Annotated in this window: 21 protein-coding genes; 15 read left to right on the forward strand and 6 right to left on the reverse strand. The window is 73.6% G+C overall.

The features are described 5' to 3' along the window. Window positions 1–66: 66 nt before the first annotated feature. A complete protein-coding gene (locus tag ASD33_RS31575) occupies window positions 67–1,362 on the forward strand; it encodes an amidohydrolase (protein ID WP_056568449.1) in 1,296 nt (431 codons plus the stop codon). Window positions 1,363–1,463: 101 nt separating this feature from the next. Further along, a complete protein-coding gene (locus tag ASD33_RS31580) occupies window positions 1,464–1,784 on the forward strand; it encodes a hypothetical protein (RefSeq protein WP_056568452.1) in 321 nt (106 codons plus the stop codon). A gap of 43 nt (window positions 1,785–1,827) precedes the next feature. Here the strand turns inward: ASD33_RS31580 and ASD33_RS31585 are convergent, their stop codons facing one another. Continuing rightward, the gene (locus ASD33_RS31585; RefSeq protein ID WP_056568454.1) at window positions 1,828–2,331 is read right to left on the reverse strand and encodes a tetratricopeptide repeat protein; all 504 of its coding nucleotides are present in this window, start codon (window positions 2,329–2,331) and stop codon (window positions 1,828–1,830) included. Window positions 2,332–2,501: 170 nt separating this feature from the next. Between ASD33_RS31585 and ASD33_RS31590 the strand changes: the two genes are divergently transcribed. Next, a complete protein-coding gene (locus ASD33_RS31590; protein ID WP_056568456.1) occupies window positions 2,502–4,118 on the forward strand; it encodes a PHB depolymerase family esterase in 1,617 nt (538 codons plus the stop codon). Window positions 4,119–4,210: 92 nt separating this feature from the next. On the opposite strand, the gene ASD33_RS31595 is transcribed toward ASD33_RS31590, so the two are convergent. Further along, the gene (locus tag ASD33_RS31595; protein ID WP_056568459.1) at window positions 4,211–5,149 is read right to left on the reverse strand and encodes a cache domain-containing protein; all 939 of its coding nucleotides are present in this window, start codon (window positions 5,147–5,149) and stop codon (window positions 4,211–4,213) included. Then, the gene (locus ASD33_RS31600) at window positions 5,103–5,951 is read right to left on the reverse strand and encodes a GntR family transcriptional regulator (RefSeq protein WP_056568462.1); all 849 of its coding nucleotides are present in this window, start codon (window positions 5,949–5,951) and stop codon (window positions 5,103–5,105) included. Before ASD33_RS31600 ends, ASD33_RS31595 begins: the two co-directional genes overlap by 47 nt. A gap of 131 nt (window positions 5,952–6,082) precedes the next feature. Between ASD33_RS31600 and ASD33_RS31605 the strand changes: the two genes are divergently transcribed. From ASD33_RS31605 to ASD33_RS31625, 5 genes are all read left to right on the forward strand, one after another. Continuing rightward, window positions 6,083–7,120: an ABC transporter ATP-binding protein gene (locus tag ASD33_RS31605; protein ID WP_056568465.1), complete on the forward strand. Its 1,038-nt coding sequence runs from the start codon at window positions 6,083–6,085 to the stop codon at window positions 7,118–7,120. An 81-nt stretch (window positions 7,121–7,201) separates the two neighbouring features. Next, window positions 7,202–8,401: an ABC transporter substrate-binding protein gene (locus tag ASD33_RS31610; protein ID WP_056568468.1), complete on the forward strand. Its 1,200-nt coding sequence runs from the start codon at window positions 7,202–7,204 to the stop codon at window positions 8,399–8,401. A gap of 8 nt (window positions 8,402–8,409) precedes the next feature. Next, a complete protein-coding gene (locus tag ASD33_RS31615) occupies window positions 8,410–9,357 on the forward strand; it encodes an ABC transporter permease (RefSeq protein WP_242427199.1) in 948 nt (315 codons plus the stop codon). A 22-nt stretch (window positions 9,358–9,379) separates the two neighbouring features. Next, window positions 9,380–10,195 carry an ABC transporter permease gene (locus tag ASD33_RS31620; protein ID WP_056568471.1) on the forward strand — a complete coding sequence of 272 codons (816 nt, stop codon included), beginning with the start codon at window positions 9,380–9,382 and terminating at the stop codon, window positions 10,193–10,195. Window positions 10,196–10,382: 187 nt separating this feature from the next. Continuing rightward, window positions 10,383–11,771, forward strand: a complete 1,389-nt coding sequence (locus tag ASD33_RS31625) for a threonine/serine exporter family protein (protein ID WP_056568474.1) — start codon at window positions 10,383–10,385, stop codon at window positions 11,769–11,771. Window positions 11,772–11,799: 28 nt separating this feature from the next. On the opposite strand, the gene ASD33_RS31630 is transcribed toward ASD33_RS31625, so the two are convergent. The 3 genes from ASD33_RS31630 to ASD33_RS31640 form a co-directional block, all read right to left on the reverse strand. Further along, the gene (locus tag ASD33_RS31630; RefSeq protein WP_056568478.1) at window positions 11,800–12,108 is read right to left on the reverse strand and encodes a CU044_2847 family protein; all 309 of its coding nucleotides are present in this window, start codon (window positions 12,106–12,108) and stop codon (window positions 11,800–11,802) included. 16 nt (window positions 12,109–12,124) lie between these two features. Next, the gene (locus ASD33_RS31635) at window positions 12,125–13,489 is read right to left on the reverse strand and encodes an Ig-like domain-containing protein (RefSeq protein ID WP_056568938.1); all 1,365 of its coding nucleotides are present in this window, start codon (window positions 13,487–13,489) and stop codon (window positions 12,125–12,127) included. Window positions 13,490–13,631: 142 nt separating this feature from the next. After that, complete coding sequence (locus tag ASD33_RS31640) at window positions 13,632–14,117, reverse strand: SRPBCC family protein (RefSeq protein WP_056568481.1); 486 nt, start codon at window positions 14,115–14,117, stop codon at window positions 13,632–13,634. 170 nt (window positions 14,118–14,287) lie between these two features. Here ASD33_RS31640 and ASD33_RS31645 point away from each other — a divergent pair, with 170 nt between their 5' ends. The 7 genes from ASD33_RS31645 (at window position 14,288) to ASD33_RS31675 (ending at window position 19,663) form a co-directional block, all read left to right on the forward strand. Beyond that, window positions 14,288–14,908 carry a PadR family transcriptional regulator gene (locus ASD33_RS31645; protein WP_056568487.1) on the forward strand — a complete coding sequence of 207 codons (621 nt, stop codon included), beginning with the start codon at window positions 14,288–14,290 and terminating at the stop codon, window positions 14,906–14,908. 104 nt (window positions 14,909–15,012) lie between these two features. Further along, window positions 15,013–15,462 carry a peroxiredoxin gene (locus ASD33_RS31650; RefSeq protein WP_056568489.1) on the forward strand — a complete coding sequence of 150 codons (450 nt, stop codon included), beginning with the start codon at window positions 15,013–15,015 and terminating at the stop codon, window positions 15,460–15,462. Between the two features lie 114 nt (window positions 15,463–15,576). Further along, complete coding sequence (locus ASD33_RS31655) at window positions 15,577–15,978, forward strand: SHOCT domain-containing protein (protein WP_056568491.1); 402 nt, start codon at window positions 15,577–15,579, stop codon at window positions 15,976–15,978. A gap of 153 nt (window positions 15,979–16,131) precedes the next feature. Then, a complete protein-coding gene (locus tag ASD33_RS31660) occupies window positions 16,132–16,977 on the forward strand; it encodes a hypothetical protein (RefSeq protein ID WP_056568492.1) in 846 nt (281 codons plus the stop codon). A 36-nt stretch (window positions 16,978–17,013) separates the two neighbouring features. Beyond that, window positions 17,014–17,457, forward strand: a complete 444-nt coding sequence (locus ASD33_RS31665; protein WP_056568501.1) for an Rrf2 family transcriptional regulator — start codon at window positions 17,014–17,016, stop codon at window positions 17,455–17,457. Window positions 17,458–17,570: 113 nt separating this feature from the next. Continuing rightward, window positions 17,571–18,758 carry a globin domain-containing protein gene (locus ASD33_RS31670; RefSeq protein ID WP_056568503.1) on the forward strand — a complete coding sequence of 396 codons (1,188 nt, stop codon included), beginning with the start codon at window positions 17,571–17,573 and terminating at the stop codon, window positions 18,756–18,758. A gap of 185 nt (window positions 18,759–18,943) precedes the next feature. Beyond that, entirely contained in the window at window positions 18,944–19,663 is a 720-nt protein-coding gene (locus tag ASD33_RS31675; RefSeq protein ID WP_347232302.1) for a rod shape-determining protein MreC, read from the forward strand. Window positions 19,664–19,669: the final 6 nt, after the last annotated feature.

A 19,669-nucleotide genomic window follows, 5' to 3' on the forward strand; every position in this document is an offset into this window, starting at 1 on the left:
GGCGCACGCCCCCCGTCCTTCCGGCGGGGGCGTGCGCCGTTCGCGCTCCGGTGCGACGATGCCCGCATGGGCGGCGAGACGATCCACGACGCACTCGACGAGCACGCGGCCTCGGTCGCCGGCCGGGTGGTGGCCTGGCGGCACCACCTGCACCGGCATCCCGAGCTGTCCAACCGCGAGGTGAACACCGCCCGCCTCGTCGCGGACGAGCTGCGCGCCCTCGGCCTCGACGAGGTCCGCACCGGCATTGCCGGGCACGGGGTCGTCGGCGTCCTGCGCGGCGGCGCGCCCGGTGAGCGGGTCGTGGCTCTGCGGGCCGACATGGACGCCCTGCCCGTCAAGGACCTGTGCGGGGCGGAGTTCGCCTCCGCGACGGTCGACGCGGACTATCCGGGCGGGCCCTTCCCCGTCTCGCACGCCTGCGGACACGACTGTCACACGGCGGCGCTGCTGGGCGCCGCCCACGTACTGGCGGGGGTGCGCGACCGGCTGCCCGGCACCGTCCTCTTCGTGTTCCAGCCCGCCGAGGAGGGCCCTCCGGTGACCGAGGAGGGCGGGGCCCGCGCGATGGTCGCGGCGGGCGCGTTCACCGGCCCGGTGCCGACGATGGCCTTCGGGCTGCACGTGACGCCGCACCCGAAGGGGTACGTGGGGTACCGGATCGGCAATCAGTACGGCGCGTCCACGCTCGTCCGCATCGTCGTCACCGGCAGGCAGACCCACGGGTCGACCCCCTGGGAGGGCGTCGACCCGATGCCGGCGGTGGGCGCCGTCCTGACGGGCATCGGTCAGCTGTACCGGCAGGTCTCGGCCTTCGACCCGGTCACGGTGTCGATCGGGCACGTCGAGGACGTCGGCCGTTTCAACATCGTCGGGCAGACGGTGACGCTGTGGGGCACGGTCCGCTGCGCCGTGGAGTCCGACATGGCACGGGTGCAGCAGCGGCTGACGACGCTCGCGGAACACTCGGCGGCGGCGTACGGGGCGACGGCCACGGTGGAGTACCTGCAGCCGGTGCCGCCCGTGCACAACACCGCGCCCTGGGTGGAGGCCGGGCTTCCGACCTTCCGGCGGGTGGTCGGCGAGGAGCGCGTGGTGGAGACGGGGGCGACGCTCGGGTACGACGACGTCTCCGAGCTCGTGAACCGGTTCGGCGGTCTGTACGTGATGCTCGGCGTGCAGGACGCGGTCCTGGACGCCGAGGGGCGGCCGGTGCCCACCCCCGGCGGGCGCGGTCTGGTGACCAACCACAATCCGCACTTCTACGCGGACGACGACACCCTCGTCACCGCCGTCCGGCTCCATGCGCACGTGGCGTACGACCATCTGACGGGAGCCCTGGTCCCCCGGGCCGGCGGCTGATCCCCCGCGGGCCCGTCCGCACGGCCGGCGGTCCCGAGTTGCGTCCCCGACGCCACGCGGGAGGCTGGGGGTATCCGGCCGCGCACCCCGCAGGGAGAGACATGATCCTGGACCTCGCCGCCCTCGCCGACGAGCACCTGGCCGCGGCCCACTCCGCGCCGCACGGGCGCAGCGCCCATCTGATGATGCACGACGGGGTGCTCCGCCAGACCGTCATCGCCCTGACCTCGGGAACGTCCCTGGACGAGCACAACGCGCCGCCGGCCGCGAGCCTCCAGGTACTGCGGGGCCGGGTGAAGCTGACCGCCGCGGGCTGGGCGGAGGAGCTCCCCGCGGGCACGCTGCGGATGATCCCCAAGGAGCGGCACGGGCTCACCGCCCTGGACGACGCGGTGGTGATCCTGACGGCGGTCAACGACTGAACGCCCGCGCGCCGGGGACCGGCGCACTCGGACCGCTCCGGGTTCACCCGGTCGCGTCGAGGTCCTCCGCGTAGTGCTCGATGGCCGCGCGGTACTCCCGTACCGACGGGTCCTCGCTGGTGGCGGCGAGCAGCCGGAGCAGCAGCCGGACCGACTCGTGGTGGCCGCCCGTGTTGTAGAGGGCCATGGCGAGGAAGGCCTTCAGGGAGCCGTCCTCGGGGAACTCCCCGACGGCGCCGGCCAGGAGGGCGACGGCGTCCTCGTACCGCCCGAGGACCCGGTAGGTGCTGCCGAGGCCGAGGAGGGCCCCGCGCCGGTCGTCGGAGGTCAGCCCGGTGCCCGCGAGGGCGCTCTCGTAGTACGGCACGGCCTCCGCCTCCAGGCCGAGGACGTCGTGGGCCCAGGCCGTCTGGTAGGCGATCCCGGCGTCGCCGGGATGCTCGGCGGCGAGCGCGACGAGCCGCTCGCGGGCCTCCTCCTTGTGGCCTGCCCCGCGCAGGGCGACGGCCTCGGCCAGTCGCGCGTCCTTCGTCCCGTGAAGATCCATGGCGGCATCATCGCAGCTCGGGGCAGGTGCCCCGGGGGCGGCCCGACAGGTGACGGGCCGCCATAGCGGGCGGGCCCGATTGTGGCGTCCCCGCCCATGGAGGACGGCCCGCGAGCGCCCGTAGCCTCCCGGCCGACCCTCCGTCAGGTACGAGCCGCCCGGGAGACCCCATGCGTTCACCCCGTCCCCTCCGTCCCCTCCGCACCCGAAGGCCGCGCAGGTTCGCGGCGCTGCTGCTGTGCGCCGTCGCGGGCCTGCTCCCGTCGGCGGTCCCCGCCGGGGCCGCCGCTCCCTCGCCCGTGCCCGGGACGCTGGGGGCGTACGACATCTCGTCCGTGTACAGCGCGGGCGTCTCGTCCGGCGGCTACATGGCCACCCAGCTGCACGTGGCGTACTCCGGTACGTTCGAGGGCTCCGCGATGTTCGCCTCGGGTCCTTACGACTGTGCCCGCGGCCAGCTCGCCACCGCGCTGAACGCCTGCATGGACACGACGCAGAACCTTCAGCTCGCGGCCCTGGAGCAGTCCACCCGCGACCGGTCGGCGCAGGGCCGGATCGACCCGGTGGAGAACCTGGCCGGTGATCCCGTGTACGTGTTCAGCGGCTCGGGCGACTCGACGGTGAAGCGTCCGGTGGCGGACGCGCTCGCGGACTACTACGGCCGGTTCGGCGCCCGGGTCGCCTACGACCGGTCGACGGCGGCGGGGCACGCCTGGATCACACCGCTCGGGCCCAACACCTGCGCGGTGACGCAGAGTCCGTATCTGAACGACTGCGGAACCGACGCGGAGGGGGCGCTGCTCGGGCACCTCCTCGGTGCGGTCGCGGCGCCCGGATCGGGCACCGGAGGCTCCTTGATCCGCTTCGACCAGAACGCGTACGCGCCGGGCGGTTCGGCGGCGGCCGTCTCGATGGGCGGGGAGGGCTTCGCGTACGTCCCGGCGTCCTGTGCGCAGGGGGCGCGGTGCCGGCTGCTCGTGGCCCTGCACGGCTGCAAGCAGGGGTACGCCTACCAGGGGTTCGGGACGCGGTTCGTGCAAGGCGCGTACCTGAACGAGTACGCCGACACCAACGACATGATCGTGCTCTATCCGCAGGCGGCGCCCACCGCGACCCTGGAGAATCCGAACGGCTGCTGGAACTGGTGGGGCTACCTCGGCGACACGGCCTACGCGCAGCACGGCGGGAAGCAGATCGAGGCCGTCATGGGCATGGTCCGCGCGCTGCGCGGCACCGGGACGCCCCCGGAGTCCGGCCGGACGGTGCTGTCGAGCACCGACGCCGAGGACGGTTACGTGAAGGCCGCCGCCGACGGTTCGGGGGCCTCGGTCGGCACCCTGGAGGACCTGTACGGGCTGGCGCTGGGCCGGGGCACGGACGGCAGGGTGAACCGGTTGGTGGTCTCCTTCGACACCTCGCGGATTCCCGCCGGCAAGGAGATCACCCGGGCCTGGCTGACCGTCACCCGGTCGAGCGGCTCGGGCGACCCGTGGGCCTCGCCGGCCGGCAACCGGCTCCTGGTGGATCTGCGCTCGGGCTGCTTCGGCGGCTGCGCGGTCGAGGCCGGTGACTGGTCGGCGGCGGCCTCGGTGGCGGGCGCGGCCCGGATCGACGCGTTCGCCTCGGGGAGCGCGGTGTCGACGGACCTGTCGGCGCAGGCCCTGGCGGCACTGAACCGGGGCGGGGTCACCCAGTTCCGGCTCGGCTTCGCTGCCGCCCCGACGGGGACGGCGTACCTCTTCGTGAACCGGGACGCGCCGGTGACGCTGACGGTCGAGTACCGGTAGGGCGGGGGCGGCCGGGGCCGGCGGGCGGGTCCCGACCGCGCGTCGGACGCGGGACGCCGGGCGCCGCCTCGGCCCTCGGCTCAGTCCTCGGCTCAGTCCTCGGTGGTGACGAGGACCAGCGGGGTCCCCGCGCAGGGCAGCAGGCGCAGCCCGTCGGCATGGTGCCCGGCCGGTGGTCCCGCGAGGACGGCGCCGAAGTCGGGGCCCCTGGTCAGGGATCCCACGAGGTGGGCCGGGTCGGTCGAGGCGGCGACCCGGCCGCGCGCGTTGACCAGCCGGGCCGGCGCGGGGAGCGCCTGGAGCGCGGGCAGTACGGCCGCCTCGAAGTGGCGCAGATAGACGTCGGCGGCGGCGACTCCGAGGAACGCGCCGTCGACGGCGACCGGCTCGGAGAGCGTGAGGCTGTACTCGTCCGAGCAGAGGTAGTCGACGTAGGGCCCGGCGACGGCGCGGCGGCCGGTCTCGCGCGGCAGGGTGTACCAGTCCCAGTGCGTGTAGTCGGAGTACGCCGAGTGCTCGGGGTCCAGGTCGAGCAGGAGCGGCCGTACGGCGCCGCCGGGGCCGCGCTGCCACCACTCCAGGCAGCCCGGTACGTCGCCGAGGAGTCCGGGCGCGGCGACGAAGCCCACGCCGGAGACGAGCGGGTGGCGGTCGAGCCGGTCGCGGAGTCCGGGCCGCAGGGCGGCGAGGTCCCCGGCGAGCGGCGTCCGGCCGGTGCGCGAGGCCTCGGCGAGGAGTGCGCCGGTGTCGTCCCCGGTCGCGGCGACGACGAGGAAGACCTCTTCGAGCGCGGCGGCGACGCGGTCGACGACGGCCCCGTACGGGTCGGACGCGACGGGGGTCCGGTGTCCCCGGGCGGGGCCCGCCGGTGCGGGGAGCCGGAGGTCCCGGGCGGGGACGTCCGGCTCGTCGCGCGCGTCCCGGGCGCGGGCCGCCGGCTGTCCGGGGCCGGCCGGCCGCGCCGTCACGGCCGTGCGCGGGGTGTCAGCGGCGGCCCCCGCGGGGCCCGCGAGCCCGGTGCTCCTGCCCATGCGTGTCCTCCTCGGAACGAGGCTCGGGTGCGCGTCCGGGGGCGGCGAGGCGCAGCGTGATCAGCCGCCCCACCGACTCCCGTACGCACGTCTCGGCGAGCGCTCTGGCTCGCTCGTCGGCCTCATCCTGCACGGCGGAGATCACGGCGCGGTGACGATCCGACACATTCGCCAGATGGCCGGGGTCGTCGAGGACCAGGCAGAGCAGTGCGCCCAGGTCGGTCTGGAGGGCGATCTCCTCGCGGGTGAGGCGGGCGGACTGCGCGGCGGCGGCGAGTTCGACGTGGAATCGGCCGTAGAGCCGGCTGCGGCTCGCCGGGTCCTCGGCGGTGGCGAGTTCCTCCGCCGTACGGGCGAGGGGGCGCAGGTCGCCGGGCTGCGTGCGGCGCGCGGCCAGCAGGGCGGCGGCGCCGGAGACGGCGGCCCAGTGGTCGCCGAGGTCGCGCAGTTCCTCGGTGGACCAGTCGGCGAGGCGGGCGCGGAGCCGCTCCTGCGGCGGGTCGTCGGGCAGGGTGACGAAGCTGCCGCCGCCGCGGCCCCGGCGGGTGGTGACGAGTCCTTGCTGCCGCAGGGCCATGAGGGCCTCGCGCAGGGTGACGGTGGAGACGCCGAGCTGTCCGGCGAGTTCGGTCTCGCCGGGCAGCTGCTCCCCGTCGGCGAGGAGTCCGAGTTCGATGGCGTCGCCGATGCGGCGGACGACGGTGTCCACCCGTGCCCGGGTGTCGACGGGCGCGAAGACGGCCCTGCGGGCGGCGCCCCTACCGGCCGCGCCGCCGTCGTCCGGTCTGCCGTCTGGTCTCACGGTTAACCACCTCGCGCGTCGAGCGTTGACTCAGCCTTTACCTTAAAGGGGTCTTGAGATTTGAACTATGACTTCATATGTTTGCGGCCACGCCCGAGCAACGCTCCACCGCACCAGAAAGGTTCCCGCCCATGGAGGGAATGGCGATCCGGCTGACGGGACTGCGCAAGACCTACGGCCGCACGGAAGCCGTGGCCGGTGTGGACCTGGAGATCGCCGACGGCGAGTTCTTCTCGATGCTCGGCCCCTCCGGCTCCGGCAAGACGACGGTCCTGCGGATGATCGCCGGCTTCGAGGCGCCGAGCGCGGGCACCGTGGAGCTGGCCGGCCGGGACGTCACCCGGCTCGCCCCCTTCGAACGGGACGTGCACACCGTCTTCCAGGACTACGCCCTCTTCCCCCACATGACGGTGGAACAGAACGTCGCCTACGGGCTCAAGGTGCGGGGAGTGGCCCGCGCCGAGCGCCTGGTGCGGGCCCGCGCCGCCCTCGCCCGCGTGGGACTCGACGGCCTCGGCCGGCGCAGACCCGCCGAGCTGTCGGGCGGCCAGCGCCAGCGCGTCGCCCTGGCCCGCGCGCTCGTCGGCCGCCCCCGCGTCCTGCTGCTCGACGAGCCGCTGGGAGCGCTCGACCTGAAGCTCCGGGAGCGGATGCAGGTCGAACTCAAGGAGATCCAGCGCGAGGTCGGCATCACCTTCGTGTTCGTCACCCACGACCAGGAGGAGGCCCTGACGATGAGCGACCGCATCGCCGTCTTCCACCAGGGCCGGATCGAGCAGGTCGCCACCCCGGCCGAGATCTACGAGCGTCCCGGCACCCCCTTCGTGGCCGGCTTCGTCGGCACCTCCAACCTGCTGAGCGGCGACACCGCCCGGCGCCTCCTCGGCTCGCCGGGGACGTACAGCATCCGCCCGGAGAAGATCCGCGTGCTGACCGATCCGAGGGCCCCCGGCGAACCCGGGCTCGCGACCGCCGCGGGCACCGTCGCCGAGGTCGTGTACCTCGGCGACTCCACCCGCTTCCTGGTCGACCTGGACGCGGGCGGTCGGCTCACGGCGCTCCAGCAGAACCTGGAGACCTCCTCCGCCGACCTCGCCGCCTTCCGGGGCGCCCGGGTGGGCCTCGGCTGGCAGCCGCACCACGCCGTGCGCGTACCGGACAACGCGTAGGCGGGGTCCCGCCGATCAGGCCGGACACCCCCGGAGCACACCCCGCGAACCCCCCGTCCCCCTCACCCCACGGAGCATCACGTGCGCCCGCACCGTTCCCTCCTGACCGCAGCCGCCGTCTCCGGTCTGCTGCTTCTCACCGCCTGCGGCTCGGCCGACCCGGCAGGCTCCGGGAAGTCCGGCGGTCTCAACCCGCCCGACCTGAAGGCACCGACCGCGCTCGGCAAGGCCGAGGGCGAGGTCAATCTGATCGCCTGGGCCGGATACGTCGAGGACGGCTCCAACGATCCGAAGGTCGACTGGGTCAGCGCCTTCGAGAAGCAGACCGGCTGCCAGGTGAACGCCAGGACGGCGGCGACCTCGGACGAGATGGTCTCGCTGATGAAGACCGGCGCGTACGACGCCGTCTCCGCCTCCGGTGACGCCTCACTGCGGCTCATCGCCTCCGGCGACGCGGCGCCGGTCAACACCGCGCTCGTGCCGAACTACGCCGACGTCTTCGCCGGGCTCAAGAACAAGGACTGGAACTCGGTCGGGGGAGTCCCGTACGGCATCCCGCACGGCCGGGGCGCCAACCTCCTCATGTACGACACCGAGAAGGTGAAGCCGGCCCCCGACTCCTGGTCCGCCGTCTTCGACAAGGCCTCGGCGCACAGCGGCAAGGTCACCGCGTACGACTCCCCCATCTACCTCGCGGACGCCGCCCTGTACCTCAAGGCGACCGAGCCGGAACTGGGCATCGAGAACCCGTACGCGCTGGACCAGAAGCAGTTCGACGCCTCCGTCGCACTGCTCAAGGAGCAGAACGCGCACATCGGCGAGTACTGGAGCGACTACCTCAAGGAGATCTCCGCCTTCAAGAGCGGTGACTCCGTCGTCGGGACCAGCTGGCAGGTCATCGCCAACCTCGCGAAGGCGGAGGGGGCGAAGACCGCGGCGGTCCTGCCGAAGGAGGGCTCCACCGGCTGGTCCGACACCTGGATGGTGTCGGCGAAGGCCAAGCACCCGACCTGCGCCTACAAGTGGCTCGACTGGATCGTCTCCCCGAAGACCAACGCCCAGGTCGCCGAGTACTTCGGCGAGGCCCCGGCCAACGCCAGGTCCTGCGCCGAGACCGCCGACAAGAACCACTGCACCGTCTTCCACGCCGCCGACGAGTCGTACTGGAAGCAGGTCCACTTCTGGACGACGCCGATCGAGCAGTGCCTCGACGGCCGGACGGACACCCGCTGCGTGCCGTACGCCAAGTGGGTCCAGGCCTGGACCGAGATCAAGGGCTGAACCGTCCCATGACCGCGCTCTCCCCGCTCTCCCCCGGGCTCTCCCCCGAGTCCCCCGCCGGAGCCCCAGGAGCCGCCGGAACGAAGCGGGCCGCCGGCGCCGTCCGGCGGTTCGCCGGGGCCCTGCACCGGCGGCCCCGGCTACGGCTCGCGGCCCTGCTCACCGCGCCGCTGCTCTGGCTGGTCCTCGCCTATCTCGGCTCGCTCGCCGCCCTCTTCCTCTCCGCGTTCTGGACGACCGACAGCTTCACCTCGGAGGTCGTACGGATCTGGACCTCGCGGAACTTCGAGGAACTGGTCACCTCGCCCGTGTACCGGACCGTCGCCCTGCGGACGGTCGGCGTCGCCCTCGGCGTGACCGCGCTCTGCGCCGTCCTCGCCTTCCCGCTCGCCTTCTACACCGCCCGCGTCGCACACCCGCGCCGCCGCCCGCTGCTCGTGGTGGCGCTGCTCACCCCGCTCTGGGCCGGCTACCTGGTCAAGGTGTACGCCTGGCGGCTGATCCTCTCGGAGGGCGGCCCGCTGGACTGGGCGCTGCGCCCCTTCGGACTCAGCGGCCCGGGGTACGGCCTGACGGCCACCGTGCTCGTCCTGACGTACCTCTGGCTGCCGTACATGGTGCTGCCGATCCACACGGCGCTCGTCCAGCTCCCGGAGAACCTGCTGCACGCCTCGGCCGACCTCGGCGCGAGGAACGCACGGACCTTCCTCTCCGTGGTGCTGCCGATGGTGTGGCCTGCGGTGGCCGCCGGGTCCGTCTTCACCTTCTCGCTGAGCCTCGGTGACTACATCACGGTGCAGATCGTCGGCGGCAAGACCCAGCTCCTCGGCAACCTCGTCTACTCCAACGTCACCCTGAACCTGCCGCTGGCGGCCGCGCTCGGCACCGTGCCGGTCGCCGTCATCGTGGTGTACCTGCTCGCGGTGCGGCGCTCCGGTGCGCTGCGCAGCCTGTGACCGGCCGGAAGGACCCCGACCGATGAACCTCTCCCGTCCCGCGCGGATCGCGCTGCGCACCGCCGCCGGGCTCGTGCTCACGGCGATCTACCTGCCGCTGCTGCTCGTGCTGCTCGGCTCGTTCAACCCGGACCGGTCGGCGAGCTGGCCGCCGCCCGGCCTCACCCTCGACTGGTGGGCGGCCGCCTGGGACAACGAGGGCGCGCGGGCGGCGCTCTGGACCTCGGTCCGGGCCGGCCTGGCGGCGACGGCGGTGGCCCTCGTGCTCGGGACGCTCATCGCCTTCGCGGTCCAGCGGTACACCTTCTTCGGGCGCGAGGCCGTCTCCTTCGCGGTGGTCCTGCCGATCGCGCTGCCCGGCATCGTCACGGGCATCGCGCTCAACTCGGCCTTCGGCACGGTCCTGGAGCCGCTCGGGGTGGGCCTCGGGATGTTCACGGTGGTGGTGGGCCACGCGACCTTCTGCATCGTGGTGGTCTTCAACAACGTCGTGGCCCGGCTGCGGCGGCTCCCCGGCTCGTACGAGGAGGCGGCGATGGACCTGGGGGCGCACACCTTCCGCACCTTCTGGGACATCACGTTCCCGCTGCTGCGGTCGGCTCTCCTGGCGGGCGGGCTGCTGGCCTTCGCGCTGTCCTTCGACGAGATCGTGGTGACGACGTTCACAGCGGGCCCGGGCCTGGAGACGCTGCCGGTGTGGATCTTCAACAACATGACCCGCCCTCAGCAGGCCCCGGTGGTGAACGTGGTGGCCGCCGTGCTGGTCCTTTTGTCGGTGGTGCCGATCTACGCGGCACAGCGGCTCTCCTCGGAGACGGCGGGCGGGGGGAGGGTGTGAGCGGACGTCACGTGGGGTCCCGGGCGGACGGGTGTGGGAGGCCGTCACGCGGGACCCGGCGCGGACGGGTGCGAGCGGCCCGCCGCGGGACCGGCGGCCGTGGGGCCACCGGGGCGTGAGGCGCTGTCGGGTGCGGTGGTTCCCGCACTGCTAGTTTTCCCGAATGCGCCTTTTGTCCCGTGTCGATGTGCGTGCCCTCGCCCGGCGGGCCGCCACCCTGCGTCTCCGACGGCGCGGCGGGGGAACGGTCACCGTTCCGGAGGCGGAGGGCGCCGGCCGGGAGCGGCTGCGCGACCTGGCCGCGCTCCTGTGCGAGCTCGGCGCCGAACTGCTGCGCGCCGGGGAACAGACCGCCGAGGTGGAGCGGGTCCTCAACGACGTGGCCGCGCGCTACGGGATGCGGGTCCGCTCCTTCGTGGTCCCCACCGGGCTGTTCGTCCGGGTCGGCGGCGGTCCCGACGGCCGGGGCGGCGAACTGGACTTCGCCCCGGTCGACGGGCCCGACCTGCGGCTCGACCAGGTGGAGGCGCTGCAGTCCCTGGTGGAGCGGATGCGCGCCGAGGAGGTCCCGTTCACGGAGGTCTCGCGGGCGCTGCGGGACGTACGGGAACGCCCCGAGCGGTTCAGCCCGGCCGCCACGATCCTCGGCTACGTCCTGCTCACCGTCGGTCTGGGCTCGATGCGGCACGCGACCGTCCCGGCCGTCGTCGGGTACGCGGTGCTCGGCGCGGTCGTCGGGCTGCTGCGCCTCTTCGGCGAACGGCTCCCGGCGGCCCGTACCGCCCTGCCGGTGGTCGCCGCGATCCTCGTCACCACGGTGTCACTGCGCTGGGCGGGCCCGCTGCTCCACGAGGCGCCGACCGTCCTGTACGTCCCGCCGCTGATCGCCTTCCTGCCGGGTGCCGCGCTGACGCTCGGCGCGATCGAACTCGCCACCGGCGCCGCGCTCTCGGGGCTGGCCCGGCTGGCGGGCGCCGCCAACGTGCTGTTCCTGCTCGCCCTGGGCATCCTGGTCGGCACCGAACTCCTGCGCCCGCGCCCGCCGTCCGGCCCCGGGGCCGGGGCCGATCCGCTCGGCGCCTGGGCGCCCTGGGCGGGCGTCCTGCTGCTCGGGTTCGGCTTCCTGCTGTACTTCTCCGCCCCGCCGCGGGTCACGGTCTGGCTCCTGGGCGCCCTGCTCACCGAGCGTCTGGTGCAGTCGGTGGCCGCGGAGTTCGCCGGGGCGACCTTCGGCGCCTTCGCCGCCGGCATGCTGCTGCCGCCGATGGCGCGCTGGATCTCGCGCCACTCGCACACCCCGGACCAGGTGGTCTTCCTGCCGTGCTTCTGGCTGCTCGTGCCCGGCGCGGTGGGCCTCACCAGCGTGTCGGAGATCATCGTGGAGGGCGACACCAACGGCGGTCTGGACAGCCTGGTGACGACGGTGATCACGGTGGCGGCCATCGCCCTGGGCGTGCTGGTGGGCGCGGGCCTCCAGCGGCGTCCCCGGCTGAGCATCGGCGAGCCGGCCCCGGCGTCGACCCCGACCGCCCCCGAACCGGTGGCGGAGACGCCGGAGACGCCGCCGGGTACCTGAGGGGCACCCGTGGCTGCGGCCGGACGGCTCAGTGGCCCTGATTGGTCCATTCGAGGGTGACGCGCAGACTCGCGTTCGCGCTGCCCTGGACGACGAGCGCGGTGAGTCTCCCCGCGTCCACGCCCAGTTGGCAGCCGAACTCGACGGTCGCGCGGTCCGGGGCCGCCCGGTGGAGCGCGTCCCCGATCTTCCCCGCGAAGGAGGAGAGGGCCTCGGTGACCGCCGAGAGGTCGGGCGTACGGCCGCCGAGCCCTTCGAGTTCCACCTCGGGGCCGAGCCGGCGTGCCTCCACGAAGAGGGTGCCGTCGCCGAGGTCGACCCGGGTGATGTCCGTCATCGGAGCTCCTGGTGGTTCAGAGGGCCGGGCGCAGGGCGGTCGTGGCCCTCACGGAGCGGGGCCGGGCGGCGCCCGCGTCGAGGGCGCTCGGGTCGAAGGCGCTGCCCCGCCGCCACTCGGGCCAGCTGAGGTTCCAGTCGCCGAAGCCGTTGTCGAAGGGGGTCATGGGTTCGCCGTATCCGTTGACGACGCGCACGAGGTCCCCCTCGCGGACGGTGTCGAACAGCCAGGCGGCGTCCTCGGTGCTCATGCCGGTGCAGCCGTGGCTGACGTTCTCGCTGCCCTGCGCGTCGAGCGACCAGGGGGCGGCGTGCAGGTACTCCCCGCTCCACGTCACCCGAGTGGCCCAACGGACCTTCAGATCGTAGAAGTCGCTGCTGCCGCGGGCGATGCCGATGGAGTCGCCGCGCATCCGGACCATGGGTTCCTTGCCGAGGACGACCTTGGTGCCGCCGCGAGTGCGGTAGCCGGCCTTGCCGGTGGTGACCGGCAGGGTGCGGATCGATCGACCGTCGCGGAACACGGTCATCTCGTGGGCGGCGATGTCGGTGACGGCCTCGATCCGCGCCCCGGTGGTGAAGGTGAGGGGCTTCGAGCGGCCCCCGTAGAGGCCGCCGGTGATCCGGGCCCCTTCGAGTCCGCTGCGGACCCGGACCGTGGTGCGCGCGGGCCAGTAGTGGCGGGGCCGGTAGTGGAGGGTGGTGGAGTCGACCCAGTACCAGGAACCGTCGACATGGGGCTGCGTCCGTACGTCGAGGGCGCGCTCGACGACACGGCGGGCCCCGGGGTCGTCGGCCGGGACGGGGTGGCTGAGTTCGGCGGTGACCGGCTGCCCGACCCCGTACGTACCGCCGTCGTCGGGTCCGAAGGCGACGGTGAGCCGGTCCCCGGCGGGGGCCGGGACGGTGCGGAAGTCCAGCCGGGCGACATGCCGGAGGGGGCCTTCCGCTTCGGCCCGCTCGACGACGAGGCGGGCGGCGAACCGGCTTCCGGCGGGCAGCGGCACAGCGCTGGTCCACCGGCTGCGGTCGGCGCTCGGGGCGCCCGCGACGCGTCGTCCGCGCTGGTCGGTGACGGTGACGTCGGCGAGCACGCCCGGGGTGCGCAGGGCGAGTTCCACGGGTCCCGACGCCCGGGGGTCGAGGGTGAACGGCCGCGCGGTCAGGACGGGGCCGCCGCCGAGCACGACGGTGCGCCGGGGCGCGGTGCACAGGCCCTGGGCGGCGGCGCAGCCGTCCACGGAGACGACGGCGTCCGGAGGGCCCGCTTCGAGCGCTGCGTCCGGGCCCGATGGCGGCGACTGTGCCGCCGTGGCGACGAGAACGGCTCCCACCGCGAGGGACAGCGCGCCCCACCCCCGTACGTATCCGCGTGACGACACGTAGGACACCGTCCCCTTCCGATTTCGTGCGACGACGCCGGCGGTCGGTGCCGACCCGAGCATCAAAACGGATGAGAGGAGGAAAAGATGATCTGGGCGCCGGGCGTGGCGGCGGACTCGGGGGCGAGACGACTCGAATGGATCAGCGGGGCGGCTCGGGAAGCTCCTCGCCGGTCTCCAGCAGGGACTTGAGGCTGGACACCAGCGCGGGCCAGCCCTCGCCGATCAGCCCCTTCATCAGGCCGTCGGCCTCCAGGTCGTCATGGGTCACCGTCAGCTTGACCGTGTCGCCGGAGGGCTCGATCACGAAGGTCGCCCGCGACCGGCGTTCCCGGGCGAGGCGCTCGTACACGTCCCGTCCGAGGCGCACGGCCTCCGCCCACTCCGGCGTGAAGGTGTGCCAGGTGTACGAGAGGAGGCGGCCGGGTTCGGCCGCGAGGACCACCTGCTCGGGGTCGACCGTCCTGCGCCCGCCCTCGTCCCAGATCATGGGGGCGCCAGGGGTCCACTCCGTCTCGAAGGCCACGCCCCAGAAACGGCGGGTGGACTCCGGGTCGGTGAGCGCCTTCCACAGCTCGTCGGGGGTGGTCCGGATGTAGGTGGTGTAGACGAACGTGTCGCTGTCCATCGCGCTGCCCCTCGGATCTGCCGTCCCGCCCCCGCGGATCTTGCGTCCCCTGCTTCCAGCCTAGGCAGGCGGCGGACGGACGTGCCAGCGAAGGGCCCCCGTCCGACCCGTCGAACAGGGGGTTGAATAGGTGCGGAGGAAACTATTCAACGTGCTGCTAGCGTGTCCGGATGTCCCTCAAGCACGCCGTCCTCGCAGCTCTCCTGGAGGGCGAGGCCTCCGGATACGATCTGGCCAAGATCTTCGACGTGTCCGTCGCCAACTTCTGGGCCGCGACCCCGCAGCAGCTCTACCGCGAGCTGGACCGGCTCGCGGAGGCCGGTCTGATCACGGCGCGCGTGGTGGAGCAGGAACGGCGCCCCAACAAGCGGATGTTCAGCCTCACCGAGCCGGGACTGCGGGATCTGGCCGCCTACACGTCGATGCCTCCGCGCCCCAGCGCCGTACGGGACGAGCTACTGGTCCAGGTGCAGGCCTGCGACGGGGGCGACACCCGGGCCGTCCGGGCGTTCGTGGCCCAGCGGATGGAGACGGCGCGGGCGAAGCTGGCGCGCTACGACCGGCTGCGGCAGTGGATGCTGAACGGCCGGGACGAGGACGCGTACCTCGACGAGGCCGAGCGGGTGGGCCCCTACCTCACGCTGATGCGCGGCCGGTACTTCGAGGAGGAGAACCTGCGCTGGGGCGAGCGCGCCCTCGCGGTGCTCGACCGGCGCGCGGAGAGGCACGGACGGGACGCGGCGCCGGACGGAACAGCGGCACGGGACGGGGTCGCCGCACGGCAGACCTGAGGTTCACCCGCATGGGTGCGGCCGCACCCTACTCTGCGGTAGCGTCACCGGCCGGCCACCGGACACACCGGTGGCGCACCAGGAATGATCGGGGACGGGCCGCGATGAACATCGGTGACCTCGTGGAGGACTTCACCCTTCCGGACGAGACGGGCGCCCCGCGCTCCCTGACCGGGCTGCTCGCCGAGGGGCCGGTCGTCCTCTTCTTCTACCCGGCGGCGATGACCCCGGGATGCACCGCCGAGGCCTGCCACTTCCGGGATCTCGCGGCCGAGTTCCGGGCCGTCGGGGCGCTGCCCGTGGGGATCAGCTCGGACGCGGTCGAGCGGCAGCGGGAGTTCACCGAGCGGCACTCCCTCGGGTATCCCCTGCTGTCCGACGCGGACGGTGCCGTGCGGGAGCGGTTCGGGGTGAAGCGCGGCTTCTCGCTCGCGCCGACGAAGCGCGTCACGTTCGTGATCGGCCAGGACCGGCGGGTTCGGGAGGTCGTGCGCAGCGAACTCCGGATGAGCGCGCACGCCGACCGCGCGCTGGCGGCACTTCGCACCCCCTGAGCGCCGTCCGCCCGTCCGGGACCCGCCGCACGACATGCGGGGTCGCCGGGACTGGGCGAGACTCGCTGAAACGCCTGGTCCCTCCCGGCCGGCGTGGGAACGGAGTGTGCAGGAATGGACGACTACCCCCTCCTCAACCTCTTCTGGACCATGCTGTGGTTCTTCCTCTGGATCATGTGGTTGTTCCTGCTGTTCAAGGTGATCACCGACATCTTCCGGGACCACTCCCTCAACGGCTGGGCCAAGGCGGGCTGGCTGGTCCTCTGCATCGTGCTTCCGTACCTGGGTGTGCTGATCTACGTCATCGCCCGGGGCAGGAGCATGGGCGAGCGTGACGTCAAGCAGGCCAAGGCGAGCGAGGCCGCGTTCCAGGACTACATCCGCAAGACCGCCGGGACCCAGGGCGGCGGCGCGGCGAGTCCGACCGACGAACTGGCCCGGCTCGCCGAGCTGAGGGACAAGGGCGCGATCACTCCCGAGGAGTTCGACAAGGCGAAGGCCAAGGTCCTGGCCTGACCTCGTCGCGGAGGTTCGGAAGGAGCGCGTACCGACGTGCGGAAGAGGGCGCGGGCGGCACCGGCCGCCGGGCTCGCGGGTTCCCTGCTCAGGGAGGCACTCGCGGAGCCCGGCAGACTACCGGAGTCGCTCGCGTCCTTCGCGTTGCGCCATATGGGCCCGGGTGCGGCGGCCGCCGTCGCGCGTCTGCGGGCGGCGCATCCCGAGGCCGGCACCGAGGCCCTGCGGGGCATGGTCGTGACCCGGGGGCGCCGGTCGGTGACGGCCGAAGGGTCGTTCGTGGGCGGGCCCTTCCTGCTCCTGGTTCCGTTCGCGTTCTGCGGCGCGCTGCTCCGCCAGGCGCGCACGGTGCTCGAGATCGCCGCCGTCGAGGGGCGGGACGCCACGGATCCGGAGCGGGCGGCCGAACTGCTCGTCCTGCAGGGCGTGTACGCGGACACGGCGGCCGCCCGGGCCGCGCTGGAGCCGACCGGGGAGGAGCCCGCGGCAGCCCGGCGGGGCGGGCGGACGAGGAAGTCCGCTCTGTGGGAGCTGACCTCCCGGATGGCACGGCTGCTCGGGCTGCTGACCCCCGAGGAGGAACCCGTCGGGCGGCTCACCCGGACCGGCCGGTGGGCGCTCGTCGGCGTCGTGTTCCTGGTCGGCCTGGTGGCCCCGCTGGTCTGGCTGCCGTACATGGCCCTCTCGTACCAGCGGGCCACCGACCGGCTGCTGGACCGGGCCACCGCCTTCTACGTCGGTGAGCCCGGTGCGCGCCCTCCTCGTTCCCCGCGCGGCCTGCGGGTGGACCCGGCCCTCGCACTGTCGGGGCTGCGCGCGCTGGGGTCGCTGCTGGTGCCGGCCATCGCCCTGCTCTTCGTGATCGCGACGGACCTCCGGATCGCGGGCGGGCGGTGGCCCGTCCTCGGCATCGTCCTGACCAGCGGCTGTCTGATCACCGGCGGCTGGTGGCAGTGGCGGCGGCACAAGCGGCGGCGGAGCGCGGAACCCACCCCCTAATACGCATGCTGGATACGGCTTTGATACGGTCACGGGGTGAGGCTGACAAAGTTCACCGACCTGGCGCTCCGTGCCGTGATGCGCCTGGCGGTCACCGTTCCGGAGGAATCCGTCACCACCCGCGAGGTGGCGGAGTCGATGGACGTGCCCTACGCCCACATGGCGAAGGTGGTGACCCGGCTCCAGCACCTCGGCGTGGTCGAGGCGCGGCGGGGCCGCGGCGGCGGCCTGGCCCTGACGGAGCGGGGCAGGCACTCCTCGGTGGGCTGGCTGGCCCGCACCCTGGAGGGCGACGAGGAGGTCGTCGCCTGCGAGGGCGACCCACCGTGCCCGCTGCGCTCCGCGTGCCGGCTGCGCGGGGCGCTGCGCGAGGCGCAGGAGGCGTTCTACCGGGCGCTCGATCCGCTGACCGTTGCGGAGCTGGTGAAGTCCCCGACCGGCCCGCTGCTGATCTCGCTCAGCCCACGCCCTTCCCCCTGAGGCCGGGGCCACCCCGAAGCCTCTCGCCCCCCCTGAGCCTCCGAGTCGCCGTCCCGTCGACTCGCTTCCCGCACCTTTAAATAGGTAGATCATCTACCAGATTGAGAGTTGTCATGCTGTCCGAACAGGCCGTCCCCGTCGTCCGCGCCACCCTGCCCGCCGTCGGCGGCGCTCTCGACCGGATCACCGAGCGCTTCTACGGGAGGCTCTTCGCCGCCCACCCCGAACTCCTGCGCGACCTGTTCAACCGCGGCAACCAGGCCAGCGGCGAGCAGCGGCAGGCGCTCGCCGGCTCCATAGCCGCCTTCGCCGGCGCGCTCCTTGAGCACCCGGACGCTCGGCCCGACGTCATGCTGTCCCGGATCGCGCACAAGCACGCCTCGCTCGGCGTCACGTCCGAGCAGTACAAGGTGGTGCACGAGCACCTCTTCGCCGCCATCGTGGAGGTGCTCGGCGAGGCGGTGACCCCGGAGGTCGCCGCCGCCTGGGACGAGGTGTACTGGCTGATGGCGAACGCGCTGATCGCCGTCGAGGCCCGCCTCTACCAGGAGGCCGGGGTCGCCGAGGGCCAGGTCTGGCGGTCGATGGAGATCGCCGAGCGGCGCGAGGAGACGGCCGACACGGTCTCCTTCGTCCTGCGCCACACCGACGGTGCCCCGACGGCCGCCTTCCGCCCCGGCCAGTACGTCAGCGTCCAGGTCACCCTGCCGGACGGTGCCCGCCAGATCCGCCAGTACAGCCTGTCCGCCGCTCCCGGACACCCGCAGTGGCGGATCACCGTGAAGCGCGTCGACGGCGACCCGGCGGGCGAGGTGTCCTCCTGGCTGCACGCCCATGCCCGGACCGGGGACACCGTGGAGGTCTCCGCCCCGTTCGGCGACCTGGTCCTGCCCGAGGGCGAGGGTCCGCTGCTGCTCGCCTCCGCCGGAATCGGCAGCACCCCGATGCTGGCCATGCTCGACCACCTCGCGGCCACCGGCTCGACCCGCCCCGTCGTGGTCGTGCACGCCGACCGGAGCCCGGAATCGCACGCCCACGCCGCCGAACTGCGCGGCCTCGTGAACGCCCTGCCGCAGGGGACGCTGCACCTCTGGTACGAGGAGCCGGGCGACTCGGGCGCCCGCCCCGGCCACGCCGACGTCACCGCGCTCGACCTGCCGGCGGGCACGACCGCGTACCTCTGCGGTCCGCTCCCCTTCCTGCGCACGGTCCGCGGCGACCTCGTCGGGCGGGGAACCCCCGCCGCCGACATCCACTACGAGGTCTTCGGCCCCGACCTGTGGCTGGGCGCCGAGAGCTGATCCACCTCGCCGGGATCCCAGAATCCCTTTGATCCCCAAGTGTCATGGCGCTCCCGCCCCGGATACTGCATAGTGAGGGCCGTATCCGGCCTCGCAAACAGCGGGTCCGCAACGGATGGACGGAAGCGACGTAAGCGATGGGATCGTTCGGATCAGCAGGCGGTGGCCGGGGCACGAAGCGACCGGTGCGGGCGATCGCCCTCGACATCGGCAGCTCCAGGACCCGCGCCTGGGCGCCGGGTGCGGGTGTCTTCGCGGACGTGCCGAGCGGTCCGGTCCGGCGCGGGCGCGTCACCGAGCCGGACTCCCGGCTGCAGCTGCTCCGTCGCCTCACCGCCTCGGCCCCCGGCGGCGACGGACACGACACCGTCGTGATGCTGACCCATCCCGTGCTGGCCGCCCCCGAGGAGCGGGCGGCGGCACGGCGGCTGGTGGACGCCCTCGGCCCTGCCCGGGTCATCGCGGTGGACAGCGCCCGCGCCGCGGCGGCCTACGCCGCCCCGGCCGGCGGCGGCCCGCTGCTCGTGGTCGACCTCGGCGCGCGGCTGACCGAGGTCACCCTCGTCGTGGACGGCCTCGTCGAGGACGCCCGCCTGGCCGAGATGGGGGTCGACGACCTCCCGGCGTCGGGCAACGTGCCGGAATCGGTAGCCGGAACGGCCGCGGACATGGTGAGCGACCTGTGGCGGCACGACCGCAACGGCGCGGTGCGCGGGGCGCTGCGGCGCGGAGTCCTCGTCACGGGCGGCGGTGCCCTGCGCCTCGACGTGACCGGACACCTCGCCCACCTCCTACGGGCCCGCCTCCGCCTGGCGAACGACCCGTCGACCAGCGTGGTCCGAGGCGCCGGCCTGATGCTGACCTCCGCCCTGCGCCACCCGACGGGCGCACTTCGCCGCGCCTGACGGAGG

The sequence above is a fragment of the Streptomyces sp. Root1304 genome (assembly GCF_001426405.1).
In the GTDB taxonomy this organism is placed as follows: Bacteria; Actinomycetota; Actinomycetes; order Streptomycetales; family Streptomycetaceae; genus Streptomyces.